This window comes from Paenarthrobacter aurescens (genome assembly GCF_025421775.1).
Taxonomy (GTDB): domain Bacteria; phylum Actinomycetota; class Actinomycetes; order Actinomycetales; family Micrococcaceae; genus Arthrobacter; species Arthrobacter aurescens_B.
The window spans coordinates 292423-313420 of record NZ_JAOEFX010000001.1 but is presented as its reverse complement, the minus strand read 5'-3'; the positions used below and the strand labels follow the sequence as shown (position 1 = coordinate 313420).

At 62.6% G+C, this 20998-nt stretch carries 15 protein-coding genes and 1 tRNA gene; 8 read left to right on the top strand and 8 right to left on the bottom strand.

The genetic code is table 11. The features are described from left to right. Positions 1 to 2: 2 nt before the first annotated feature. Entirely contained in the window at positions 3 to 2609 is a 2607-nt protein-coding gene (pepN, locus tag N7568_RS01480; protein ID WP_261608144.1) for an aminopeptidase N, read from the bottom strand. Positions 2610 to 2613: 4 nt separating this feature from the next. Continuing rightward, positions 2614 to 3660 (bottom strand): YeiH family protein, encoded by a 1047-nt coding sequence (locus N7568_RS01475; RefSeq protein ID WP_261608143.1) that lies wholly within the window; start codon positions 3658 to 3660, stop codon positions 2614 to 2616. Positions 3661 to 3771: 111 nt separating this feature from the next. On the opposite strand from N7568_RS01475, the gene N7568_RS01470 reads away from it, so the two are divergent. From N7568_RS01470 to N7568_RS01460, 3 genes are read left to right on the top strand one after another with little or no spacing between them, the layout of a single operon-like run. Next, positions 3772 to 5328 (top strand): circularly permuted type 2 ATP-grasp protein, encoded by a 1557-nt coding sequence (locus N7568_RS01470; protein ID WP_261608142.1) that lies wholly within the window; start codon positions 3772 to 3774, stop codon positions 5326 to 5328. A gap of 55 nt (positions 5329 to 5383) precedes the next feature. After that, positions 5384 to 6310 carry an alpha-E domain-containing protein gene (locus N7568_RS01465; RefSeq protein ID WP_261608141.1) on the top strand — a complete coding sequence of 309 codons (927 nt, stop codon included), beginning with the start codon at positions 5384 to 5386 and terminating at the stop codon, positions 6308 to 6310. Beyond that, positions 6307 to 7158, top strand: coding sequence for a transglutaminase family protein (locus N7568_RS01460; RefSeq protein ID WP_261608140.1), 852 nt, complete (start codon positions 6307 to 6309; stop codon positions 7156 to 7158). Before N7568_RS01465 ends, N7568_RS01460 begins: the two co-directional genes overlap by 4 nt. Positions 7159 to 7230: 72 nt before the next feature. Here the strand turns inward: N7568_RS01460 and N7568_RS01455 are convergent, their stop codons facing one another. Both N7568_RS01455 and glgC read right to left on the bottom strand, forming a co-directional pair. Further along, on the bottom strand, positions 7231 to 8682 hold the full coding sequence (locus N7568_RS01455; protein ID WP_261608139.1) for an SDR family NAD(P)-dependent oxidoreductase: 1452 nt from the start codon (positions 8680 to 8682) through the stop codon (positions 7231 to 7233). 73 nt (positions 8683 to 8755) lie between these two features. Then, positions 8756 to 10171, bottom strand: a complete 1416-nt coding sequence (glgC, locus tag N7568_RS01450; RefSeq protein ID WP_261608138.1) for a glucose-1-phosphate adenylyltransferase — start codon at positions 10169 to 10171, stop codon at positions 8756 to 8758. A gap of 93 nt (positions 10172 to 10264) precedes the next feature. Between glgC and glgA the strand changes: the two genes are divergently transcribed. After that, positions 10265 to 11461 carry a glycogen synthase gene (gene glgA / locus N7568_RS01445; RefSeq protein ID WP_261608137.1) on the top strand — a complete coding sequence of 399 codons (1197 nt, stop codon included), beginning with the start codon at positions 10265 to 10267 and terminating at the stop codon, positions 11459 to 11461. A 121-nt stretch (positions 11462 to 11582) separates the two neighbouring features. Here the strand turns inward: glgA and N7568_RS01440 are convergent, their stop codons facing one another. Both N7568_RS01440 and N7568_RS01435 read right to left on the bottom strand, forming a co-directional pair. Beyond that, positions 11583 to 13685, bottom strand: coding sequence for an acyl-CoA dehydrogenase family protein (locus N7568_RS01440; RefSeq protein ID WP_261608136.1), 2103 nt, complete (start codon positions 13683 to 13685; stop codon positions 11583 to 11585). Between the two features lie 46 nt (positions 13686 to 13731). Further along, positions 13732 to 14523 (bottom strand): TetR/AcrR family transcriptional regulator, encoded by a 792-nt coding sequence (locus tag N7568_RS01435; protein WP_261608135.1) that lies wholly within the window; start codon positions 14521 to 14523, stop codon positions 13732 to 13734. Here N7568_RS01435 and N7568_RS01430 point away from each other — a divergent pair. From N7568_RS01430 to N7568_RS01420, 3 genes are read left to right on the top strand one after another with little or no spacing between them, the layout of a single operon-like run. After that, complete coding sequence (locus N7568_RS01430) at positions 14522 to 15874, top strand: acetyl-CoA C-acetyltransferase (protein ID WP_261608134.1); 1353 nt, start codon at positions 14522 to 14524, stop codon at positions 15872 to 15874. The two genes, N7568_RS01435 and N7568_RS01430, sit on opposite strands and share 2 nt — an antisense overlap. A gap of 9 nt (positions 15875 to 15883) precedes the next feature. Continuing rightward, positions 15884 to 17224: a 3-oxoacyl-ACP reductase gene (locus N7568_RS01425; RefSeq protein ID WP_261608133.1), complete on the top strand. Its 1341-nt coding sequence runs from the start codon at positions 15884 to 15886 to the stop codon at positions 17222 to 17224. Further along, positions 17221 to 18147: a MaoC/PaaZ C-terminal domain-containing protein gene (locus tag N7568_RS01420; RefSeq protein WP_261608132.1), complete on the top strand. Its 927-nt coding sequence runs from the start codon at positions 17221 to 17223 to the stop codon at positions 18145 to 18147. The genes N7568_RS01425 and N7568_RS01420 overlap by 4 nt, the downstream gene beginning before the upstream one ends. Before the next feature lie 58 nt (positions 18148 to 18205). Here N7568_RS01420 and N7568_RS01415 read toward each other — a convergent pair whose 3' ends face one another. Beyond that, complete coding sequence (locus N7568_RS01415) at positions 18206 to 19198, bottom strand: alpha/beta hydrolase (RefSeq protein WP_261608131.1); 993 nt, start codon at positions 19196 to 19198, stop codon at positions 18206 to 18208. Positions 19199 to 19315: 117 nt separating this feature from the next. Next, a tRNA-Leu gene (locus N7568_RS01410) sits at positions 19316 to 19401 on the bottom strand. 267 nt (positions 19402 to 19668) lie between these two features. Here N7568_RS01410 and N7568_RS01405 point away from each other — a divergent pair. Further along, complete coding sequence (locus N7568_RS01405) at positions 19669 to 20973, top strand: M20/M25/M40 family metallo-hydrolase (protein WP_261608130.1); 1305 nt, start codon at positions 19669 to 19671, stop codon at positions 20971 to 20973. The last annotated feature ends 25 nt before the right edge of the window (positions 20974 to 20998 follow it).

Genomic DNA, 20998 nt, shown 5'->3' with positions numbered 1-20998 from the left:
GCCTAACTGGGGACGGCCTGCGCCGTCAGGGCCCGCAACAGATGGCTTCGCTGCTCGATGACAATGCGACGCAATGCCCTGGGAGCGTCCGGGTGGCTCCGCAGCCACTCGTCGGCACGGACCAGGACGGGGTGTCCGGAAGGCTGTGTGCCGTCCGGCAGGTCTTGGGCTCCGGGGAATAGTCCCCGAACGATCCTGCCGGCGATTTCAATGCTGCGTTCCGCCCAGACGCGTTCCAGGTTCTCAAAGTAGGGCTCGATGTATGGCTCCAGCAGTGACCCCGGAGCCACGGCGAAGCCCGCGATGGTCGCGCTGAGGATCTCGTTGGACAGCCCGGTGCTGTTGACTGCGGAGTCCCATGCAGCGGCCTTCACCGAGGGGTCGGGACGGGCGGCCGACGCCAGCGCGTGCCCCTCCCGGCCTGATGCCGTCTTATCCGCTGCAAGTTCCCGGTCCAGCTCAGCCTGCGTAGCCTGTCCGTGGGCGGACAGCGCCTGCCAGAGGCTCCACCGCAGTTCCGCATCAACGGCCAGGCCCTGCACCACGGTGGTGCCTTCGAGGAGGCCCCGCAGCAAGGAAAGCTCGCTGTCACCGTGCAGGGAGACATCCGCCAGCGTTCGGGCCCAGGCAAGCTGCTGGTCCGATCCTGCCGGAGCAGCCTGCAACTGGCCGGCTGCAACTGCCAGGAAGCCTTTGCGAACCCCGCCCCTCGCAGCGGCGGGCACGAACCGTTCAATGGCGCTGGAGGCATTGCCCAGAACGTTAAGCAGGACACCGATGCCGGTTTCCGCCGGCGCGAACTGCTCCACCGCGGCCACATACCGTGCTGCAGGCGTGACACCGTCGCGGGCGGAGTCCCACAAGGCCGTCCAGCAGAGGGCACGGGCCATGGGATCTCCGACTTTGTCCAGCGACGTCCTGACCGTGTGTTCGGACACGGGATCGAGCCGGATCTTTGCGTAGCTCAGGTCTTCATCATTGACCAAGAGCAGGGCCGGCCGCCGTTTTCCATTCAGTTCAGCCACCAGGGTGCTGGGACCGGCAACGTCCACTTCGATGCTTTCGGACCTTACAAGGGCACCGGTTGCGTCGGCGTCGTAGAAGCCAAGCCGCATACGGTGGGGCCGGAGCTCCTGGTGTCCTGTCAGAGGATCGATCGCCTCCTGTTGGAGCGTCACCGCACCGAGGACCCCCTCATCTTCCACGATCTCCGCTTCAATGGTGGAAATGCCGGATGTCTGCAGCCATTGGCGTGCCCAGTCGGCAAGGTCCCTTCCCGAAGCTTTGCTGAGGGCCTTCAGAAGGTCCTGCAACGACGTATTCCCGAATTCATGGTCCCGGAAGTACTGCCGGGAACCGGCCATGAAGGCGTCGAATCCGACGTACGCCACCAGCTGCTTCAGGACCGAGGCACCCTTGGCGTAGGTGATGCCGTCAAAGTTCTGTTTGGCTGCCTCGAGGTCAGGGATGTCGGCCACAATGGGGTGTGTAGTGGGCAGCTGGTCCTGCACATAGGCCCAGGCTTTGCGTTTGCTGGCAAAGTTCACCCAGGCTGTATCCCAATCCGTGGCGCGGTCCACCCCCAGTGTCCCCATGTAGTCAGCGAAGGATTCCTTAAGCCACAGGTCGTCCCACCAGTTCATGGTGACGAGGTCACCGAACCACATGTGTGCCATCTCGTGCATGAGGGTGTTGGCACGGGCCTGGTACTGGGCATCAGTAGCGCGGGAGGCATAGACGTATTTTTCCGTGAAGGTCACCAATCCCGGGTTTTCCATGGCTCCCAGGTTGTATTCCGGCACGAACGCCTGATCGTATTTGCCCCACGGATAGGGGTAGCCGAAGAGGTCGTTGAAGAAGGCCAAACCGCTCTTGGTCAGCCGGAACAGTTCATCGGTATCGAATGAGTCCGCCAACGAGGCGCGGCAAAAAAGTGCCAGTGGCACGTCAAGGCGCGTACCGTCGTCGAGCGTTGCTCCCCAGTGATCTGTGGCCTTGAAGTAGGGCCCGGCGAGCACGGTGGTGATGTAGGTGGACATGCGCTTGGTTGTGGCGAAATCCCATTGCGCAACCGCCGGGTCAGTGGCCAAAGGTGCCCGCGCGGCTTCAACTCCGTTGGAAGCGACCTGCCAGTTGGCCGGAGCGATCACATGGAAGGTGAATTCGGCTTTGAGGTCGGGCTGTTCAAAGTTGGCGAACACGCGGCGGCTGTCCGCCGGTTCGTACTGTGTGTAGAGGTAGCACTGGCCGTCGGCCGGATCCACGAAGCGGTGCATTCCTTCGCCCGAACGGCTGTAGAGTGCCGTACCGGTCACCGTCACCGTGTTCTCGGCAGCGAGGCCTTCCAGGATGATCCTGTCCCTGTCCACGACGTTGCCGGCATCAAGCGCCTGGCCGTTCAGGACCACTGACTGCACGCCGCCGCCGATGAAATCCAGGAACGTGGCCGAGCCAGGCTCGGCCGAGAAAGTGAGGGTGCTGGTACTCGGGTACCCGGCGACTGCGGGATCTGCCGCATCGCGGACATCGAGGGTGATGTCGTAGCTGTGGGTGGTGATCAGGGCTGAACGGGTGGCGGCTTCGTCGCGCGAGAGATTGTGATTCGACACACAGCTATCTAATCATGATCCACGCGGCGCCCAGGCCCAGCGTGGCGATGAGGAGCCAGGACCCCAAAGCCACCAAAACGGCGCGCCCGCCAGTGTGGATCAGGGTCCGTATCCGAACCGCCGACCCCAGCCCGAAAAGGGCCGTCGCCAGGAGAATGTCCTGAACGGCAGCCGCGACGTCAAGCCCCACAGATGGCGCCCACCCGAGGGAACGGATCGCCACCATGGCGAGGAATCCGACGACGAACAGCGGGACGATCGGCGGGAAACGCCGCTCGTCTTCTGTCCCGTCCGCTGAACCCTTGGCGCGCTGCCGCACATGGTCGAACCGTTGGTGCAGCCCCGCCGCGGCCGCCACAGGCGCCAGCAAGACCACTCGCGTCAACTTGACCACGACGGCGACAGCCAGGGCCGATGTTCCGGCGGTTTGCGCTGTGGCCACCACCTGGCCAACGTCATGCACGGATGCGCCGGTCCAGGCCCCGAATTGCTCGGGATTGAGATTCAGCGGATGCATGAGGAGGGGAAGTACACCGATGGCAAGGGTGCCGCACAAAGTCACCAGTGCCACCGGCAGCACTGTGTCCTGATGCTTGATACGTCGCACCGCGGCCATGGCTCCGATCGCAGAGGCGCCGCAGATGGAAAAACCCGTGGCGATCAGCAGGGCAGCCTCACCGGGTAGACGCAACAAGCGCGCCAGTCCATAGGTTCCCGCGAAACTCACCAGCACCACACCTGCGATCAGGAGCAGTGACACCCACCCCAGGCCGAGAACATCGCCCATGCTGACTTTGAGGCCCAGCAAAACGATACCGGCACGCATGAGGTGTTTCCCGGCGAAGTCGAGGCCCGGGCGGGCGCGCCCCGCTGTCAACGCCGCAGTGCCCGGTATATTTGCTGAAAGCAAGCCCAAGGCAACAGCGAGCGTCATGGCCGGGACCACAGGAAACGCCGTGTGGATGGTGAAGGCAAGACCCGTCGCAGCGATGCTCAGGACCAACCCGGGCCCCAGCCGGGACAGCCGGGGCGTAAGACTGTTGAAGGGCATGCCTCAACCCTGCCGGATGGGGGCACGGAAAGGCGAACCGGGGGTACCCGGAAACTGCGACACAATCAGCGCGTAATGCGCCCGACTCAAAAAGGTGATTACCTGTTTCCCATGTCTGACCTATTCCAGGATTACTCCGAGGCCGCTGCGCGCAGTGGCGCCTACGACGAGATGTTTGCCCCGGGCCACGTTGCCAGAAAATCCTACGGTCAGGTCTCCGGTGCTCTGCGCGAGCTGTCCTTGGCGGACGTCACCGCCCGTGCCGACTCCATGGCACGCACCTTCCTGGACCGCGGTGTGACCTTCGACTATGCGGGGGAGGAGCGGCCGTTCCCGCTCGATATCGTCCCGCGTGTCATTCCTGCCGATGAGTGGGATGTGCTGGAGCGCGGTGTTGCCCAGCGTGTCAAAGCACTCGAAGCCTTCTTGAATGACGTCTACGGTCGGATGGCTGTGGTAACTGATGGGGTGATTCCGAGGCAGCTCATCACAACCAGCGCCCACTTCCACAGGGCAGTGCACGGTTTCGAACCGTCCGGCGGCGTCCGCGTCCATGTTTCGGGCATTGACGTCGTACGCGACGCCGCGGGTACCTTCCGGGTCCTTGAGGACAACGTCCGCGTACCGTCCGGCGTCAGCTACGTCCTGGAAAACCGGCGGGCCATGGCCAAGGGCCTGCCCGAGGCTTTCGGCCAGCAGCACATCCGGCCTGTGGAAGAGTATCCGCGCAGGCTCCTCTCTGCACTGCGCAAGACCGCTCCCGCGGGCGTGGACGATCCCACGGTGGTTGTCCTCACCCCGGGCGTCTTCAACAGTGCCTACTTTGAGCACACCCTCCTCGCGGGACTTATGGGTGTGGAGCTGGTGGAAGGCCGGGACCTCATTTGCCGCGGCAACCGTGTGTACATGCGCACAACGGCCGGGGAACAGCGCGTGGACGTCATTTACAAACGTATTGATGACGATTTCCTGGACCCGCTCCAGTTCCGTTCCGATTCCATGCTCGGTTGCCCGGGATTGGTCAATGCCGCCCGCGCCGGGGGAGTGACCATTGCCAACGCAGTAGGCAACGGCGTAGCCGACGACAAGCTCGTGTACAGTTACGTGCCTGACCTGATCCGGTACTACCTTCACGAAGAGCCGATCATCGCCAATGTCGACACTTTCCGGCTCGAGGAAAAGGAAGCCAGGGAGCATGTGCTTGACCGCCTTGACGAGCTGGTGGTCAAGCCGGTGGACGGCTCGGGCGGCAAGGGATTGGTCATCGGACCCGACGCCACGAAGGACGAGCTCGACGCCCTGCGCAAGCGCGTCATTGCAGATCCCCGCGGTTGGATCGCCCAACCCGTCCTGCAGCTTTCCACCGTCCCGACGCTCTCCGGAGACAGGTTCGGACCTCGCCACGTGGACCTGCGGCCTTTCGCGGTGAACGACGGCGACGACGTCTGGGTTCTGCCTGGCGGCCTCACCCGCGTGGCCCTCAAGGAAGGTTCCTTGATCGTTAACTCCAGCCAGGGCGGCGGTTCCAAGGACACATGGGTGCTGGCCAACTCACCGCAGATGCCCGCGGAAGTCATTCCACGCCAGTCCGTCACCGTGCGTGAACAGGTGTCCGTATGGCCCGTGGAGAGCAACTGGCGCGACCGCCAAACGGAGCAGCAGCAGTGACCCTCATCCACCAACACTTGAACTTCGATATGCACCACGCGAAGGAGGCAGTTCCATGCTGAGCCGTATTGCTGAGTCACTCTTCTGGATCGGACGCTACGTAGAACGCGCCGACGGTACCTCCAGGATCCTGGATGTACACCTCGAGCGCCTGAACCACCTGCCCCTTGAGGAGCAGCGAAGTGTCGCCCGGGAACTACTTGCCGTGATGGGCGCCAAGCCGCAGAGCGAGGAATTCGGCCTGCCCGAACTTCTCCATGCTTTGGCGTACGACAAGCAAAGCGCGTCCTCCATTGCCGGTTCCCTCGGTGCAGCGCGGGAGAATGCCCGGCGTGCGCGGGAAACGGTCTCACAGTCCCTTTGGGAGAGCCTCAACACCACCTATTACGGCCTCAACCAACACCGCAAGGACGTGGTGGGGACTTACCGCTTCTGCAACTGGGTTCTGGAACGGACCGCCATGGTGCGCGGCCTTGCGGACACCACCGTCAGCCACGACGAAAGCTGGTTGTTCATGGTGCTCGGCCGTTCCCTTGAACGGGCAGACATGACGGCCCGCATGCTCTCGACCCGCGATGTCCAGTCCGCAGGAATGTCGTGGGTCAACATGCTCCGGTGTGCAGGCGCCTATGAGTCCTTCATCCGCACGCGCAGGGCTGCGTTCGGCGACCAGCACGCCGCTGAATTCCTCCTGTTGGACCGCCTGTTTCCGCGTTCCATCGTTTACGCGCTGCGCGATGCAGATGAGTGCCTTGCCAAGTTGGATCCGTCTGCGCAGCGTGTTGGCTTCATCAATGATGCCCGCCGCATTGTGGGCCAAGCCAGGACATTCCTTGAGTTCCACCGCACAGACGACCTCATGTCCGAACTGCCTGAGCACATGGAACGTGTGCAGAAGGCCGTAACGCAGGCGTCGGACGCGATTTCCCGTAAGTACTTCAATCAGGCTGATGAGCATGCCTGGGTGGGAGAAGTTTCATGACCCGGCTGAGCATCGTCCATAAAACGGCCTATAAGTACAACCGTCGCGTGACGTTGTCCTATAACGAGGCCAGAATGACTCCGCTGACCGACGGCCAGCAGGTGGTCCTGGAATCCTCGCTGAAAGTCTCACCCAACCAGGCATCCGTCAGCACCTACCGTGACTACTGGGGAACCCGCGTCACGGCATTCGACATGCAGATGCCCCACGAGAGCCTCGAGGTCCTCGCGACAGCCACCGTGGAAGTGCATCGCACCGAACGGGTGGCTACCGAGGACGACATCGTTGGTTGGGACGTCATTGCCTCGGAGAAGGTCCAGGACGAGTTCAGCGACTGGTTGCCCCAGTCCCGGCTCAGCGGGCCCGGGGAGGAAGTCCTGGGAATTGTCCCGGGCGTTGTTGAGGGCAAGAACCCGCACGAGGCCGCCCTGGCGGTTTTCTCGTGGATGGCTGGTGAGATGACCTACATGAAGGGCACTACCGGGGTCACCACCAACGCTGAGCAGGCTTGGTCGCAGCGCCAGGGAGTGTGCCAGGACCTGGCCCACCTGGCTATCGGCGCCTTGCGCTGCAGCGGCATCCCCGCCCGCTACGTTTCCGGGTACATCCACCCCCGGTCCTCGGCCGACATCGGCGAAACCGTTGCCGGCCAGTCACATGCCTGGCTGGAGTGGTGGGACGGGGAATGGCGAAGCTGGGACCCCACCAACCACAAGCCCGCAGGCGACTACCACGTCACGGTGGCGCGGGGCCGCGACTACCGCGATGTTCCCCCGCTGAAGGGCATCCTGTCCGGTGGCGGCGGCTCGGGACTCTCCGTTTCGGTGGAGATCACGCGCCTCGCATAGAGGTTGGAGCATGGATAAAGGCCCTTGGGAACGTTCCCAAGGGCCTTTATCCATGCTCAATCCGTATGATTTTTACCAGGGTGAGGGCTTGTAATCCTTCAGGAAGACACCGTACTGGTCCTCGCCTTTCTCGCCCATCACGATGGGGTCGTAGACTCTCGCGGCGCCATCCACCAGATCCAACGGGGCATGGAATCCTTCTTCCATGAGCCTGACTTTGGTGTAATGCGGACGCTCGTCCGTGATCCACCCGGTGTCCACCGCGGTCATGAGGATGCCATCGGAATCCAGCATTTCCTGTGCGCTGGTTCGGGTCATCATGTTGAGGGCGGCCTTGGCCATGTTGGTGTGGGGGTGCCCCGGGCCTTTGTAGGCACGGGAGAACTGGCCCTCCATGGCGGAAACGTTCACGATGTACTTACGGTGCGCCGTGGATCGCTTCATGGCATCACGCAATCGGCTGACCAGCAAGAATGGCGCCGTGACGTTGCACAACTGGACCTCAAGCATCTCCAAGGGGTCAACCTCGTCCACTACCTGGGTCCAACTGTTGATCGAGGCCAGGTCCGGAACCAGGCCACCGGCGTCGATGGCCGTGCCTGACTCGATCCTTTCCAACGACGCTGATCCTGTGGACAGCGCCAAGGAAGTGATCGCATCACCGGCAAGTACCGGATGCTCGGTAACACTGCTCGCAAGTGCCAGGGGGTGCTTGTCATGGGCGTGGCCAAACGTTACGAGCTCAGGGCCGCCGTTGGCAGCTTCCAAGGCGGCAGGCAACGGCTCATCCTCGGCGTCGACCAGCGGCTTGTAGGCATTTCCGGAGCGGCGCACGGTCTGGGCGGCATTGTTAATGATGATGTCCAGTGGGCCGGCCTCGTTGAGCGAGTCCGTCAAAGCCATAACCTGTGCCGGGTCGCGGAGGTCGATGCCTACAATCCTGAGGCGGTGCAACCACTCGCTGCTGTCTTCCATGGCGGCGAAGCGCCGTGCCGCATCCTTGGGGAAGCGCGTGGTGATGGTGGTGTGGGCACCGTCCCTCAGAAGGCGCAATGCGATGTACATGCCAATCTTGGCGCGTCCACCGGTCAGCAACGCCCTGCGACCTGTGAGGTCGGTCCGGGCATCGCGCTTGCCATGGCTGAAAGCAGCACATTCGGGGCACAACTGGTGGTAGAAGGCGTCCACCTGTGTGTAGTGCTTCTTGCAGATGTAGCAGGGTCGCGAGCGAAGGAGATGGCCCGCGATTTCTCCAGTGGCGGAGGGCGCCAGCTTATTGCCGCGGGTTTCGTCGTCGATCCTGTCAGGGGCGGCGGTGGCTGTCAGCGCGATCACGGCGCGGTCTGCTTCCGCGATCGAGTCGCGCTTGGTGACGCGGCGGTGGCGTTTGACGGCTTTGAACATCTTGCCGGTGGCACGCCGGACGGCAACGTAGTCCGGGTGCTCTTCGTCATAGACGTGGATCGTGGTCAGAACCTTGAGGCAGGCCTGGATCTCTTCAGGCGTCAGATCGGTGGAGCTCATTGACCTGATTTTACAGCCTTGGGAGCCTGTGGCCTGCCTCGGGTTCTGTCCTCGTCAGCCGATGGTCGACGACCTAGTGCGCGGCACCCTGCGCAGCAGCGGCGTCAGCCACCCGCGCTTGGATCCCCGCTGCTACTTTTTCGGCGGAGTCGCGGATATCGGGGTCGTCATGCGTCGCTGCCTTGACAGCTTCGGGGAGGCTCCGGCGATGCTGTGCGGACAACGCAAGCTCCGCCTCACCGGGTTCGGGAACCACTTGCCCCTTCGCCAGGACGGTAATCCCGGACTCCGTGACCTTGTAGCCCCGGGCCTTGTCCAACGCGGGGTCCAGACCAATGGCAGCTCCAGCGGGGACCTTGACGTTCTTGTCCAGGATGGCCCGCTTAATGACGGCACCTTCGCCGACGCGAACCTTGTCCATCAGCACGGAATCCTGCACCCGGCTGCCCGCAGCAACGTAGGCGTCGTTGGAGAGGACGGACCCCTCAACGATGCCGCCGGAAATCACGACGCCGCTGGCCACGATCGAATCGAGAGCGGTTCCCACGGTGTTGTTCTCGCCGCGGACAAATTTTGCGGGTGGGGAAATGCTCTGTCGCGTGTAGATCGGCCACTCGGAGTTGTAGAGGTTGAAGATCGGCACGGGGGAGATGAGGTCCATGTGGGCGTCATAGAACGAGTCGATGGTTCCGACGTCACGCCAGTAGGTCCGGTCGCGATCGGTAGCGCCGGGGATGTCATTAAGCGTGAAGTCGTACACGCCGGCTTCACCTTGGTCCACGAAGTAGGGGATGATGTCGCCGCCCATATCGTGTTTTGTGTCGAGTCTTTCCGCGTCCACATGCAGGGCTTCAACAAGGGCATCTGCGTTGAAGACGTAGTTGCCCATGGAGGCCAGGAACTGCGTGGGGTCAGCCGCCAGCCCGGGGGTGCTGGCAGGCTTCTCCACGAAAGCCGCTATCTTCTGGGGATCGTTCTGGTCCACTTCGATGACACCGAACTGGTTGGCCATGTTGAGCGGCTGGCGGACAGCCGCGACCGTAGCCTTGGCGCCACTGGCAATGTGCTGCTCCACCATCTGGGAGAAGTCCATGCGGTACACGTGGTCAGCGCCGACCACAACCACGATGTCCGGGGCGTCGTCATGGATGAGGTTCAGCGATTGGTAGATGGCGTTGGCACTGCCGAGGAACCAGCTCTTGCCCACGCGCTGCTGCGCCGGAACTGACGCCACGTATCGTCCCAGCTGCGTCGACATACGCCAGGTTTCAGAAATGTGGCGGTCAAGGCTGTGCGATTTGTACTGCGTCAGCACCACGATTTTCAAATATCCCGAATTAACGAGATTGGATAGTGCAAAGTCAATAAGCCTATAGCCGCCAGCAAACGGAACCGCAGGCTTGGCCCGATCCGCCGTCAGCGGCATGAGTCGGTTGCCTTCTCCGCCTGCCAATACGATTGCCAGAACTTTCTTCAACGCCATGGTCACAGCTCCCCGTACGTCTTCGTATCCCCCAAAAGTCCGATTTTCCGGACTCTTTCACACTAGAACACATACGCCGGAACGACTACGTTGGTTAGCGTGCGAATAGACATTGTGACTAAAGAATTCCCTCCGGAAATTTATGGCGGTGCCGGTGTCCACGTTGCCGAGCTCAGCCGGGTGCTGGCCCACCACGTCGATCTTCATGTGCGGGCGTTTGGTGCGCCCCGCGACGCTGACTATCACGGGGCCACTGTGGCGTCCTACGCCACGCCCGAAGACCTCGGCGACGCCAACGCTGCCATCCAGACGCTCGGCGTCGACCTCAGGATCGTTCCGGACATTGCGGGAGCGGACCTCGTCCACTCGCACACCTGGTACGCCAACATGGCCGGCCACCTCGCTTCGCTGCTGCACGGAATACCCCACGTGCTGAGCGCCCACAGCCTGGAACCGCTCCGCCCGTGGAAGGCTGAGCAGCTCGGCGGCGGATATGCGCTGTCCTCGTGGGTGGAAAAGACGGCCTATGAAGCGGCGGCGGCCATCATCGCAGTTTCCGACGGCATGCGCCAGGACATCCTTCGCAGCTACCCCGATGTCGATCCGGAAAAAGTCCGTGTCGTCCACAACGGCATCGATGTTTCCCTGTGGGAACGGGACGAAGAGGATGATGCCATCCGTGCTCTGGGCATCGATCCCGCCAAGCCCAGCGTCGTATTCGTGGGCCGGAACACCCGCCAGAAGGGTGTTCCGTACCTGCTCCGGGCAGCATCGAGCCTGCCGGCCGATGTCCAGCTGGTCCTCTGCCTGGGTGCCGCCGACACCCCCGAACTGGCGGCCGAAACGGCACGTCTCATTGAGGAACTTCAAGCCAAGCGCGAGGGTGTCATCCTCATCGAGCGGATGCTGCCACGTAAGGAGCTGATCCAGGTCCTCAGTCACGCGACAGCCTTTGCCTGCCCTTCCATTTACGAGCCCCTGGGCATCGTGAACCTTGAAGCAATGGCATGCGGTGCGGCCGTGGTAGCCAGCGCCACGGGTGGAATACCTGAGGTTGTCCAGCACGGCGAAACGGGGTTGCTGGTTCCGTTGGAGCAGGTCACTGACGGGACCGGCACGCCCCTGGATCCGGAGAAGTTCGTCAGCGACTTCGCCGCGGCCTTGAATGAGGTAGTGGCCGATCCTGCCCGTGCCCGCGAGATGGGCACTGCAGGTCGACGCCGCGCAGAAGAACATTTCTCCTGGGAATCCATCACGGAAACCACGCTTGAGGTCTACCGCTCAGTGCTGCGCTAAACCGGACTGAGCGTCCCCGCAGCAGGCCAAACGACGACGACGCCGCCCCCTTTGGTGGGGACGGCGCCGTCGTGCTTTATGAAAGTTCCGCAACTGTTCACCGCTTAGTAGCGGTGTGCTGCTAACGGGATTTGGCCGCTTTCAGGGCGAGGAGTGTTTTCTCATCCGCGGGAGCACTCCCGCTGGCACGCTGTTCCCGGAAGTGCTGGCGCGCCTCGTCCTGGCGTGTGGCCTCCGCGCCTGTCGCGATGGCTGCCCGCAGATGCTCTGGTCCGTAGCCGAACGCATCCACCAGGTCCACTGCGTGCGGGCGGATCTTGACCAGCAAGCGGTTGATGTAGGTTCCTACCGTCCGTCCGCGCTGCATCGAGAGGCGGCCATTCATGAGGTACCAGGAGAGGTGCTTCTCAATCAGCGACAAACCGAACAGGTCCCGCAGCCAGGTGAGGACCCGCTTGGTTCCCTCATCAGCAACGTGGGGGAGGGCTTCGGTGAAAGCTTCCCACTGCAGGAGTTCAGCGTGTGCCTGGGCAGCTTCAATCAGTTCGTGCTGGTGTTGGTTGAACAGTGCCGCGGCCTGGTGCTGGGGAAGTTTGTTGGCACCCTTCAACGCAGCACCCACCTCAGCCACCATGGACTGGACCCGGTCAGCGAGCAATGTCCGCTGGCCTTCTTCGTCCCGCAAAGCCAAAGCGGCCTTCTGGACCGAGCCGGTGTCTGCCACGAACTGGGCAACCTGCCGCAGTCCCGTCCGGTGCAGGGCCACGCCGGCCGCCTGGTCCACTACGTAGCGTGCCAGGACACCAAAGTCCGCGCTGCGGAATTCCTTGGCGTAGTCGGCCAGGAGTCGCTTGGCGACCAACTGAAGCAGGACGGTGTTGTCGCCTTCGAACGTGACGTAGACATCCAGGTCTGCGCGTAGGGAAGCGAAGCGGTTCTCGATCAGGAAGCCGGCGCCGCCGCAGGCTTCACGGCACTCCTGCAGAGTGTCCAGGGCGTGCCAAGTGCTGAGTGGCTTAAGCGCGGCTGCCAAGGTTTCCAGGTCCTGGCGGTCAGCGTCGGTGTCGTGGGCGCCCGAAAAAACGTCGTCGAACTTCTGCAGGAGCTGTTCGTGCGCGAAGCTGGCCGCGTACGTAGTTGCCAGCCTGGTGAACAGGCGGCGCTGGTGCCGCTGGTAGTCCAGCAGCACCTCCTCGTCGGTGGCAGATGACGCATTGAACTGACGGCGCTCGGTGGCGTACTGGATGGCCGTCTTGAGGGCGAGCTTGCTCGCGGCAACTGCGGCCCCATCCAGGGAAACACGCCCCTGCACCAAGGTGCCCAACATGGTGAAGAAGCGGCGTCCCGGGCTCTCGATGGTGGAGGAGTAGGTGCCGTCCGCGGCCACGTCGCCGTACCGGTTCAACAGGTTGGTTCGGGGGATCCGTACGTCGGTGAAGTGCAGCCGGCCGTTGTCGATGCCGTTCAGGCCACCCTTGATGCCGTCGTCCTCTCCGCCGATTCCCGGCAGGAACTCCTTGGTCGCCGGGTCGCGAAGTTCAACGTAGAAGGCGTGGACTCCGTGGTTGACCTTATGAGTGATCAGCTGGGCAAAGACGACGGCTGCAAGGCCGTCGGTAGCTGCGTTGCCGATGTAGTCCTTCCAGGCGGCACGGAAGGGTGTGTTGATGACGAATTCCTGACTTGCTTCGTCATAGGTGGCGGTGGTGGCAATGCTGGCGACGTCCGAGCCATGGCCTGTTTCCGTCATGGCAAAGCATCCGGGTATCTCCAGACTCATGATGCCGGGAAGCCACTTGTCCTGGTGTTCCACGGTACCGAGATGCATCACTGCGGAGCCGAAAAGGCCCCACTGCACGCCGGCCTTGATCTGAAGGGACGGATCGGCAGTGACGATCTCTTCGAAGCCTGCAATGTTGCCGCCGTGATCGTCGGAACCGCCCAGGCGGGTTGGGAAGGCGCGGTGCACAGTGTTGTTGTCCACCAGGAACTTCAACTGTTCGAACACCCGGGCCCGGTGCTCGGTGTGATGCATCCCTTCGATCTTTTGCACGACCGGGTTGCCTGCCACTTTGCGGGCCTCGTGGCGGATGTGGGCCCACTTGCCGAGGAGTTGCTCCCCGAGCGCGGCAACATCCACCACTGGTTCAGTGGTAGCGGTGGCGGCGTCGTCGCGGCCGGAGGATTTCTGGGCCGATGAGGCCTTGTCCACTACTTCAGTCATGTTGCTTCCTTCTTTGGTTCCGACAACTGATGAGTCATTGCTGGTGTCAGGTGGTGGTCTTGAGGGCAGGGGCAATGCCCAGGCACAGCCAATCGGTAATCTGCCCTGCCATGGTTGTCTGGTCGGGTTTTGCGCTGTCCGCGGGGCTGCCCAACCACATCTCGCCGGCATTCCTGACGAGTCCGATTGCGGCCGTGGGCCAGTAGACGATGACCGATTCGTTCTCTTCCCCGAGATACTCACGCATGGGGGTCGCGATCATTTCAGTGATTTGCTCAAAGAAGTTCCCCAGCGCTCCCGACGCGGCAATGGCGTCCTGCGCTGAAGCTTCACCTGGAGTCAGCCGGGTAATGAACGCATAAACGTTGGGGCTGGATTCGGCCATCTGCAGGTAAGCAGAAACCATGGCGAACAACCCCTCCCGGGGAGTCTGGGCCAACTGCGCGGCTTCCTGCATGCGACGCTGCATTTGACCCAGCACCACTTCGCCCATTGCTTGCTGCAGCCCGGCCTTATCGCCGAAATAACGGTAGAAGACGGACTTGGACGTACCGGCAGCTCCCGCGATGTCCTCCATGGAAGCGTCACTTCCGTGCCTGTGTACGGCCTTTCGAGCCGCCTTGATAAGTTCACGGCGGCGCTCTTCCCGATGGGACTGCCAGCGTGCTGCACGTCCATCCACGGCTTCGGCGCCCGAGGCGGCAGCGGGGCGGGGGTCTTGGGCGTCCTCGGGGGCATCGGTGGTGCTTGCGAATACTTCGCGGCGGCTGTTCACGATACCCAGCGTATCAGGTACGCTGAGTATCAGTAACTGGCATTGATCGAAGGAGACAAGCATGGCTGCAGCAGACGTGACCACGGGCGAGACCCGGGAACCGACCATCACGCCCCAATCAACACGATCCGCGGTCATCGTGGGCGGCAACCGCATCCCGTTCGCCCGAACGGGCGGCGCCTACGTGAAGTCTTCCAACCAGGACATGCTCACCGCCGCGCTCGAGGGACTGATCGCCAGGTTCGGACTCCAGGACGAGCGCATCGGCGAAGTAGCGGCCGGTGCTGTGCTGAAGCACTCGAGGGACTTCAACCTCACCCGCGAAGCAGTCCTCGGCTCAGCCTTGTCCCCGGAAACGCCGGCTTACGACCTCCAGCAAGCGTGCGCAACCGGCCTCGAGACGGTCATCGGATTGTCCAACAAGATCAAGTTGGGGCAGATCGATTCAGCCATCGCCGGCGGCGTGGACTCGGCATCCGATGCCCCCATCGCCGTCAGCGAGGGACTGCGGGAGATCCTCCTCGACCTGAACCGTGCCAAGACGCCGGTGCAAAAGCTGAAGATCATCGGGCGAATCCGCCCCAAGGACCTGGCTCCCGACGCCCCCAACACGGGTGAGCCACGCACAGGCCTGTCCATGGGTGAGCACCAGGCACTCACCACAGCACAGTGGAAGATCACCCGGGAGGCCCAGGACGAGCTCGCTTTCAACAGCCACCGCAACCTTGCGTCCGCCTACGAGCGCGGTTTCTTTGACGACCTCATGACTCCATACCGCGGACTCAGCCGCGACTCCAACATGCGAGCGGACACCACGCTGGAGAAACTGGCCTCGCTGAAGCCCGTTTTCGGTAAGAACCTCGGCTCAGAGGCCACCATGACGGCCGGCAACTCGACGCCGCTCACTGACGGCGCGTCCACGGTCCTGTTGGCAACGGAAGAGTGGGCCGATGCCCACGCCCTGCCGAAGCTGGCAACGGTCCTGGATGGTGAAGCCGCCGCAGTCGACTTCGTCCACGGCAAGGATGGCCTCCTCATGGCGCCGGTATTCGCTGTTCCGCGCCTGTTGGCACGTCACGGATTAACACTTGAAGACATCGACTTCTTCGAAATCCATGAGGCCTTCGCAGGAACAGTCCTGAGCACGCTGGCCGCCTGGGAAGACGAAGACTTTGGCAGGACACGCCTGGGTCTCGATGGAGCGCTCGGCAAAGTGGACCGGGCGAAGCTGAACGTTAATGGATCGTCGCTTGCCGCCGGCCATCCCTTTGCTGCAACGGGTGGCAGGATCGTTGCCTCGCTTGCGAAAATGCTGCATGAGAAGGGGACCGTTGACGGAAGGCCTGCACGCGGCCTGATCTCCGTATGCGCAGCCGGCGGCCAAGGCGTGGTTGCCCTTCTCGAAGCGGCGTAGGGGGATTCCATGACGGACAAATACACACAGCTCGTAAGCCATGGACTGGGCAAGGACGTGGCCAAAAGACTCGGCTTGCCGCAACCCGTGGCACTTCGACGCTACCAACCCGGCGCCCCGTTGGTCACCGGTCCTGTCCTGGTCAACGGCGACAGCGCAGGTGCAGATGACGTCGCCACTGCACTTCTCGGCTGGGGGCTGGACGTCCGGCGCAACGCTCTGCCCAAGGAGAAACTGGGCGCCATCATTTTGGTGCTGGATGCCGTCCAGCATCCCCGTGATCTGGCCAAACCCGTCCTGACGGCAGGCACCTCGCTCCGGGACCTTGCGGCAAACGCCCGGGTGGTCACCATCTCCCGGACGTCGGGCTCTGCCCGGACCCCCGCCTCAGCCGCTGCCCGGCAGGGCATTGATGGCCTGCTGCGGTCCTTGGCCAAGGAACTTCGCGCCGGGGCGACAGCCAACGGCATACTCCTCGACGACGACCTCGCAACTACCAGTCCCTCCTCCTTGGGTGCCCTGAGGTTCTTCCTCTCCGGACGCTCCGCCTACGTGGACGGACAGTTCCTGACTGTCAGGTCCACGTCCGGCATGGTGCCAACGGACTCGGAGAAGCCCCTGGCCGGGAAAGTCGCAGTGGTGACAGGGGCAGCCCGTGGAATCGGAGCCGCCATCGCCCGGACGCTGCACCGCGATGGCGCCACAATAGTCGCTGTGGACATCCCTGCGGCAGGGGACCACTTGGCAGCCGTTGCCAACGAGGTACGGGGAACGGCACTCCAGCTCGATATCAGCCGCGACGATGCCGGCCACCGCATCATTGACCACGCCGTGGAACGCCACGGCCGGCTCGACATCGTGGTCCACAACGCCGGGATCACGCGGGACAGGCTACTGGCCAACATGGATGAGGGCCGCTGGCAGTCCGTCATCGCGGTCAACATCGCAGCGCAATTGAGCATCAACGAGGCCTTGTTGGCGTCGAAACACTTCAAGGATGCACCCCGCATTGTGTCAGTCGCTTCCACCAGCGGTATCGCCGGCAACAGGGGCCAGACCAACTACGGAGCATCCAAAGGCGGAGTGATTGGCATGGTGAGGTCCACAGCTGCCTTGATGGAGCCCTTCGGCGGTACCATCAACGCTGTTGCACCTGGCTTCATTGAAACCGAGATGACGGCGAAGATGCCCTTTGCCATCCGCGAGGCCGCCCGCAGGCTCAATTCGCTCAAGCAAGGCGGCCAGCCACAAGATGTCGCCGAAGCCATTTCCTTCCTGGCGAGTGATGCTGCCGGGGGTATCTCCGGTGAAGTGCTGCGCGTCTGTGGACAACAATTGGTGGGAGCATGATCAATCCCCAGCCGGTGGTCCTTGGAGAGATGCCGTCGCTGTCCAAGTTGTACGTCAACGCGGCAACCGCAGCAGCCCGGCGGCGGGTGCTGGGAGCATCAACCGGGAAGAAGAAACTTCCGGCCGCCAGCCACGAAGTCCGAAACGTTCGGGCCGACGTCGACAATTTGACCGCCTACCAGCACTTGGTGGGGGAGACGGCCAGCGACATCCTTCCTGCTGGATACGTCCACGCACTGGCTTTTCCCGTGTCCATGAGCGTGATGAACAGAGATGACTTTCCGTTGCCGCTCCTGGGAATGATCCACCTGAAGAACCATGTGCAGCAACGTGTGCCCATCGCGTTCCCAGAGGCCTTGGACATCAGGTCCTGGGCGGAAAACATGGCCGGCCACAAAGCCGGAACCCAACTGGACATGGTGGCTGAAGTCCGGTCAAGTTCCGCCGGCGAACTATTGTGGCGCGGAGTCTCCACATATCTGGCCAAGGGCGTGTTCATACCCGGCATCGACAAGCCCGGCAGCACTAACGGTGCTACCGGACCCGCAGACTTCTCGCCCCCGGATCCTACTGCCCTGTGGCAACTCGGCCTCGACACCGGACGGAGCTACGCGACGGTTTCCGGTGACTTCAATCCGATCCACCTCAGCGTTCTTTCCGCTAAGGCACTGGGATTGCGTGGGTCCATAGCCCACGGAATGTACTTGGCCTCCCGCGCACTTTCCGATGTGGGCGCGGCCAAAGCGGATTCGTTTGCGTGGGACGTCACCTTTGAAGCTCCAGTGTTCCTTCCGGCGCGGGTTGCCTTGGACATCACCACGATTCAGTCAGATTCAGGGAGCTGGGAACGCTCGGACTACGTTGCCTGGAATCCACGCAGCGGTCGGCGCCATTTCACGGGGAGCGTGACAGCCGGAGCCTGAGGGCGGGTTGGCGCAGGACAGATACGCGGCGGCCACCACAAGGTGGCCGCCGTCGTCATTATTCCGTGGCCGTTAGCCTCTGTCCGTGGTGAGGGGCCACGCTTTCCGGCACGTAGGCACCGGCCCAGCGGAAAACCTCCTCAAAGAAGCGGCTCCGCGCAGGTTCGGCAGACAACGCCAGGTCGTGGATGCCGCCGTCGATCCTCGCCAAGGTGACGAGGCGGCCCAGCCGCGTGCTGCGGTCCGCTATGTGCCGGACATTCAGGACGATGTCCGACGAATTGATGGTCTCCAGCGGGGCTGTTTCCGCCGCACTGGCAGTGGATGCGCATACCAACACCGGGCAGCGGATATCGAGGCCTTTCGCGAGTTCAGCGTGCCCGCGCCGGATAGCACGCAACCATCCCGCACGGACAGGGAACCCTTCCAGCGGCTTCCAGCTGAGGTCGAAGTCCCATGCTCCACCGGTTGTGGCGTGCAGGCTCCGCCCGTAGTGCTCACCCAGGACGCCCACCTGCCGCCGTGGCTGGTAATTGGCAAGACGTTCGACGACGACGGTCCCCACCGTGCGCTGGAGGAAAGGCTTGTTGAGGTCAAACCAAGGGCTGTTCAGGACCAAGGCGTCCACGATGCCATCGAACCGCCGCCGGTGCGCCCACAGGCTGGTCACCAAACCACCGGTGGAATGGCCCAGGACAACGAGGACATCGTGCCCATCCTCTTCCCTGATGATGCGGGCGGCTTGGTCCAACTCTTCGTCATAGCTCTGGAGGGACTCAATATAGTTGGGGGTCTGGTGGGGGAGCAGGGACCGGCCGTACTTCCGGAGATCCAGCGCGTAGAAGTCGTATCCGGCGTTGATCCACTCGTCAGCCAGGTGCGTCTGGAAGAAGTAGTCCACAAAACCGTGGACGTAGAGCACTGCCCGTCCGTTGGCCTTCGGTGTCTTCCTGGAGACCAGGGTAGCTGCCACGTCCCCCTCGGCATCGGGCTGGAGAGTCAGGGTCCGGGCCGCAAATTCAGGGCCAAGGATGTCTTCGGAGCTGTCCACTTTTTCCTTAAATGAGGAGGGGCGAAACAATTGTGATCAAGCTCGCATTCTATTTCGCCCAAGGATTTCGCGGCAAAACAAACAAGGCCCGGAATCCGTGGATTCCAGGCCTTGTGTTGGTGCGCGGAGGGGGACTTGAACCCCCACCCCCTTTCGAGGACTAGCACCTCAAGCTAGCGCGTCTGCCATTCCGCCACCCGCGCAGGTGGTGTTCGGTAGAGCTGTTCTGCACCTTCCGGCGCTTCACTTTCCTCCGAAGCAGCGAGAAAAACTCTAACACGGTTTCGGGGCGCTGAAAAATCGGCGCTGGTCAGGACATGCCAAGGGTCGCCAAAGGACTCACAGCAGGACGAATACCTGACTCCGGACGCCGCTGGTGAGTAGGCTGATGGGACACGGGACTGTCACGCTGCGGAAGCCGCAGTACACGTCGCCGGAACCTGCAGCCCAGCCACGCAAGGAGAATTTCCATGTCTGTCATCCGCCCCGAAGACGAAGTTGTCCGGATCTGCCAGGAGCTTATCCGCATCGACACCTCCAACTTCGGCGACGACACAGGTCCTGGAGAGCGAGCGGCAGCCGAGTACGTGGCCGGGCTGATCACCGAAGTTGGACTCGAGGCCGAAATCTTCGAATCTGCTCCAGGCCGTGCCAACGTCGTAACGCGTCTCACTGGCGAAGACCCCTCAGCTGACGCGCTGGTGGTGCACGGGCATTTGGACGTTGTCCCGGCGCTCAAGGACCAGTGGAGTGTTGACCCGTTCAGCGGTGAACTCAAGGATGGCCTGGTCTGGGGCCGTGGCGCCGTGGACATGAAGGACATGGACGCCATGATCCTGTCGGTCATGCGCGACTTTGCCAGGACGGGCCGCAAACCCAAACGCGACATCATTTTTGCCTTTTTCGCCGATGAAGAGGCTGGCGGCACGTACGGCGCCCGCTATGCCATTGAACACAGGCGGGAGCTCTTCGACGGCGCCACTGAGGCAATCTCCGAGGTGGGTGGCTTCTCCGCCACCATCGGCGGTCAGCGGACATACTTGCTCCAAACTGCCGAAAAGGGTCTCTCCTGGCTGCGGTTGCTGGCGCACGGGCGTGCAGGCCACGGTTCCCAGATCAACACGGACAATGCGGTTACCAGGCTTGCGGCTGCAGTGACCAGGATCGGCGAGTACAAGTGGCCGGTGGAGTTGACGCCCACCACGCGCCAGTTCCTGGACGGCGTGACCGAGCTGACCGGCGTCGAGTTTGATGCCGACAACCCGGACATCCTCCTTAAGGAGCTGGGCACCGTAGCCCGATTTGTGGGCGCGACGCTGCAGAACACGTCAAACCCAACGCTGCTGCGCTCCGGCTACAAGCACAACGTCATCCCGGAATCCGCCGAGGCCTTCGTGGACTGCCGCACACTGCCCGGCCAGCAGGAACTGGTGTTCGAGACCATCAAGGAGCTGGCCGGAGACGGCATTGAGATCAGCTACGTCAACAAGGACGTATCCCTGGAGGTACCCTTCGCCGGGAATCTGGTCGATTCCATGATCGACGCCCTGCATTCGGAGGATCCCGGCGCCAAGGTACTTCCCTACACGCTCTCCGGCGGCACGGACAACAAGTCCCTGAGCAAGATCGGCATCACCGGCTACGGATTTGCTCCGTTGATGTTGCCCGACGAGCTCGATTTCACCGGCATGTTCCACGGTGTGGACGAGCGCGTTCCAGCTGAATCCCTTCAATTCGGCTCCCGCGTCCTGAATACGCTGCTGACCAACTACTAAACACCGTTCACCAGAGGGAACCCGC

What these genes read in the sequence shown, in the direction of transcription:
- N7568_RS01435 (WP_261608135.1), bottom strand. Translation starts at nt 14,523, where the DNA reads ATGCTTGTCTCCTTCGATCAATGCCAGTTACTGATACTCAGCGTACCT.
- N7568_RS01425 (WP_261608133.1), top strand. Translation starts at nt 15,884, where the DNA reads ATGACGGACAAATACACACAGCTCGTAAGCCATGGACTGGGCAAGGAC.
- N7568_RS01465 (WP_261608141.1), top strand. Translation starts at nt 5,384, where the DNA reads ATGCTGAGCCGTATTGCTGAGTCACTCTTCTGGATCGGACGCTACGTA.
- N7568_RS01430 (WP_261608134.1), top strand. Translation starts at nt 14,522, where the DNA reads ATGGCTGCAGCAGACGTGACCACGGGCGAGACCCGGGAACCGACCATC.
- N7568_RS01470 (WP_261608142.1), top strand. Translation starts at nt 3,772, where the DNA reads ATGTCTGACCTATTCCAGGATTACTCCGAGGCCGCTGCGCGCAGTGGC.
- N7568_RS01460 (WP_261608140.1), top strand. Translation starts at nt 6,307, where the DNA reads ATGACCCGGCTGAGCATCGTCCATAAAACGGCCTATAAGTACAACCGT.
- N7568_RS01420 (WP_261608132.1), top strand. Translation starts at nt 17,221, where the DNA reads ATGATCAATCCCCAGCCGGTGGTCCTTGGAGAGATGCCGTCGCTGTCC.
- N7568_RS01475 (WP_261608143.1), bottom strand. Translation starts at nt 3,660, where the DNA reads ATGCCCTTCAACAGTCTTACGCCCCGGCTGTCCCGGCTGGGGCCCGGG.
- N7568_RS01405 (WP_261608130.1), top strand. Translation starts at nt 19,669, where the DNA reads ATGTCTGTCATCCGCCCCGAAGACGAAGTTGTCCGGATCTGCCAGGAG.
- N7568_RS01440 (WP_261608136.1), bottom strand. Translation starts at nt 13,685, where the DNA reads ATGACTGAAGTAGTGGACAAGGCCTCATCGGCCCAGAAATCCTCCGGC.
- N7568_RS01455 (WP_261608139.1), bottom strand. Translation starts at nt 8,682, where the DNA reads ATGAGCTCCACCGATCTGACGCCTGAAGAGATCCAGGCCTGCCTCAAG.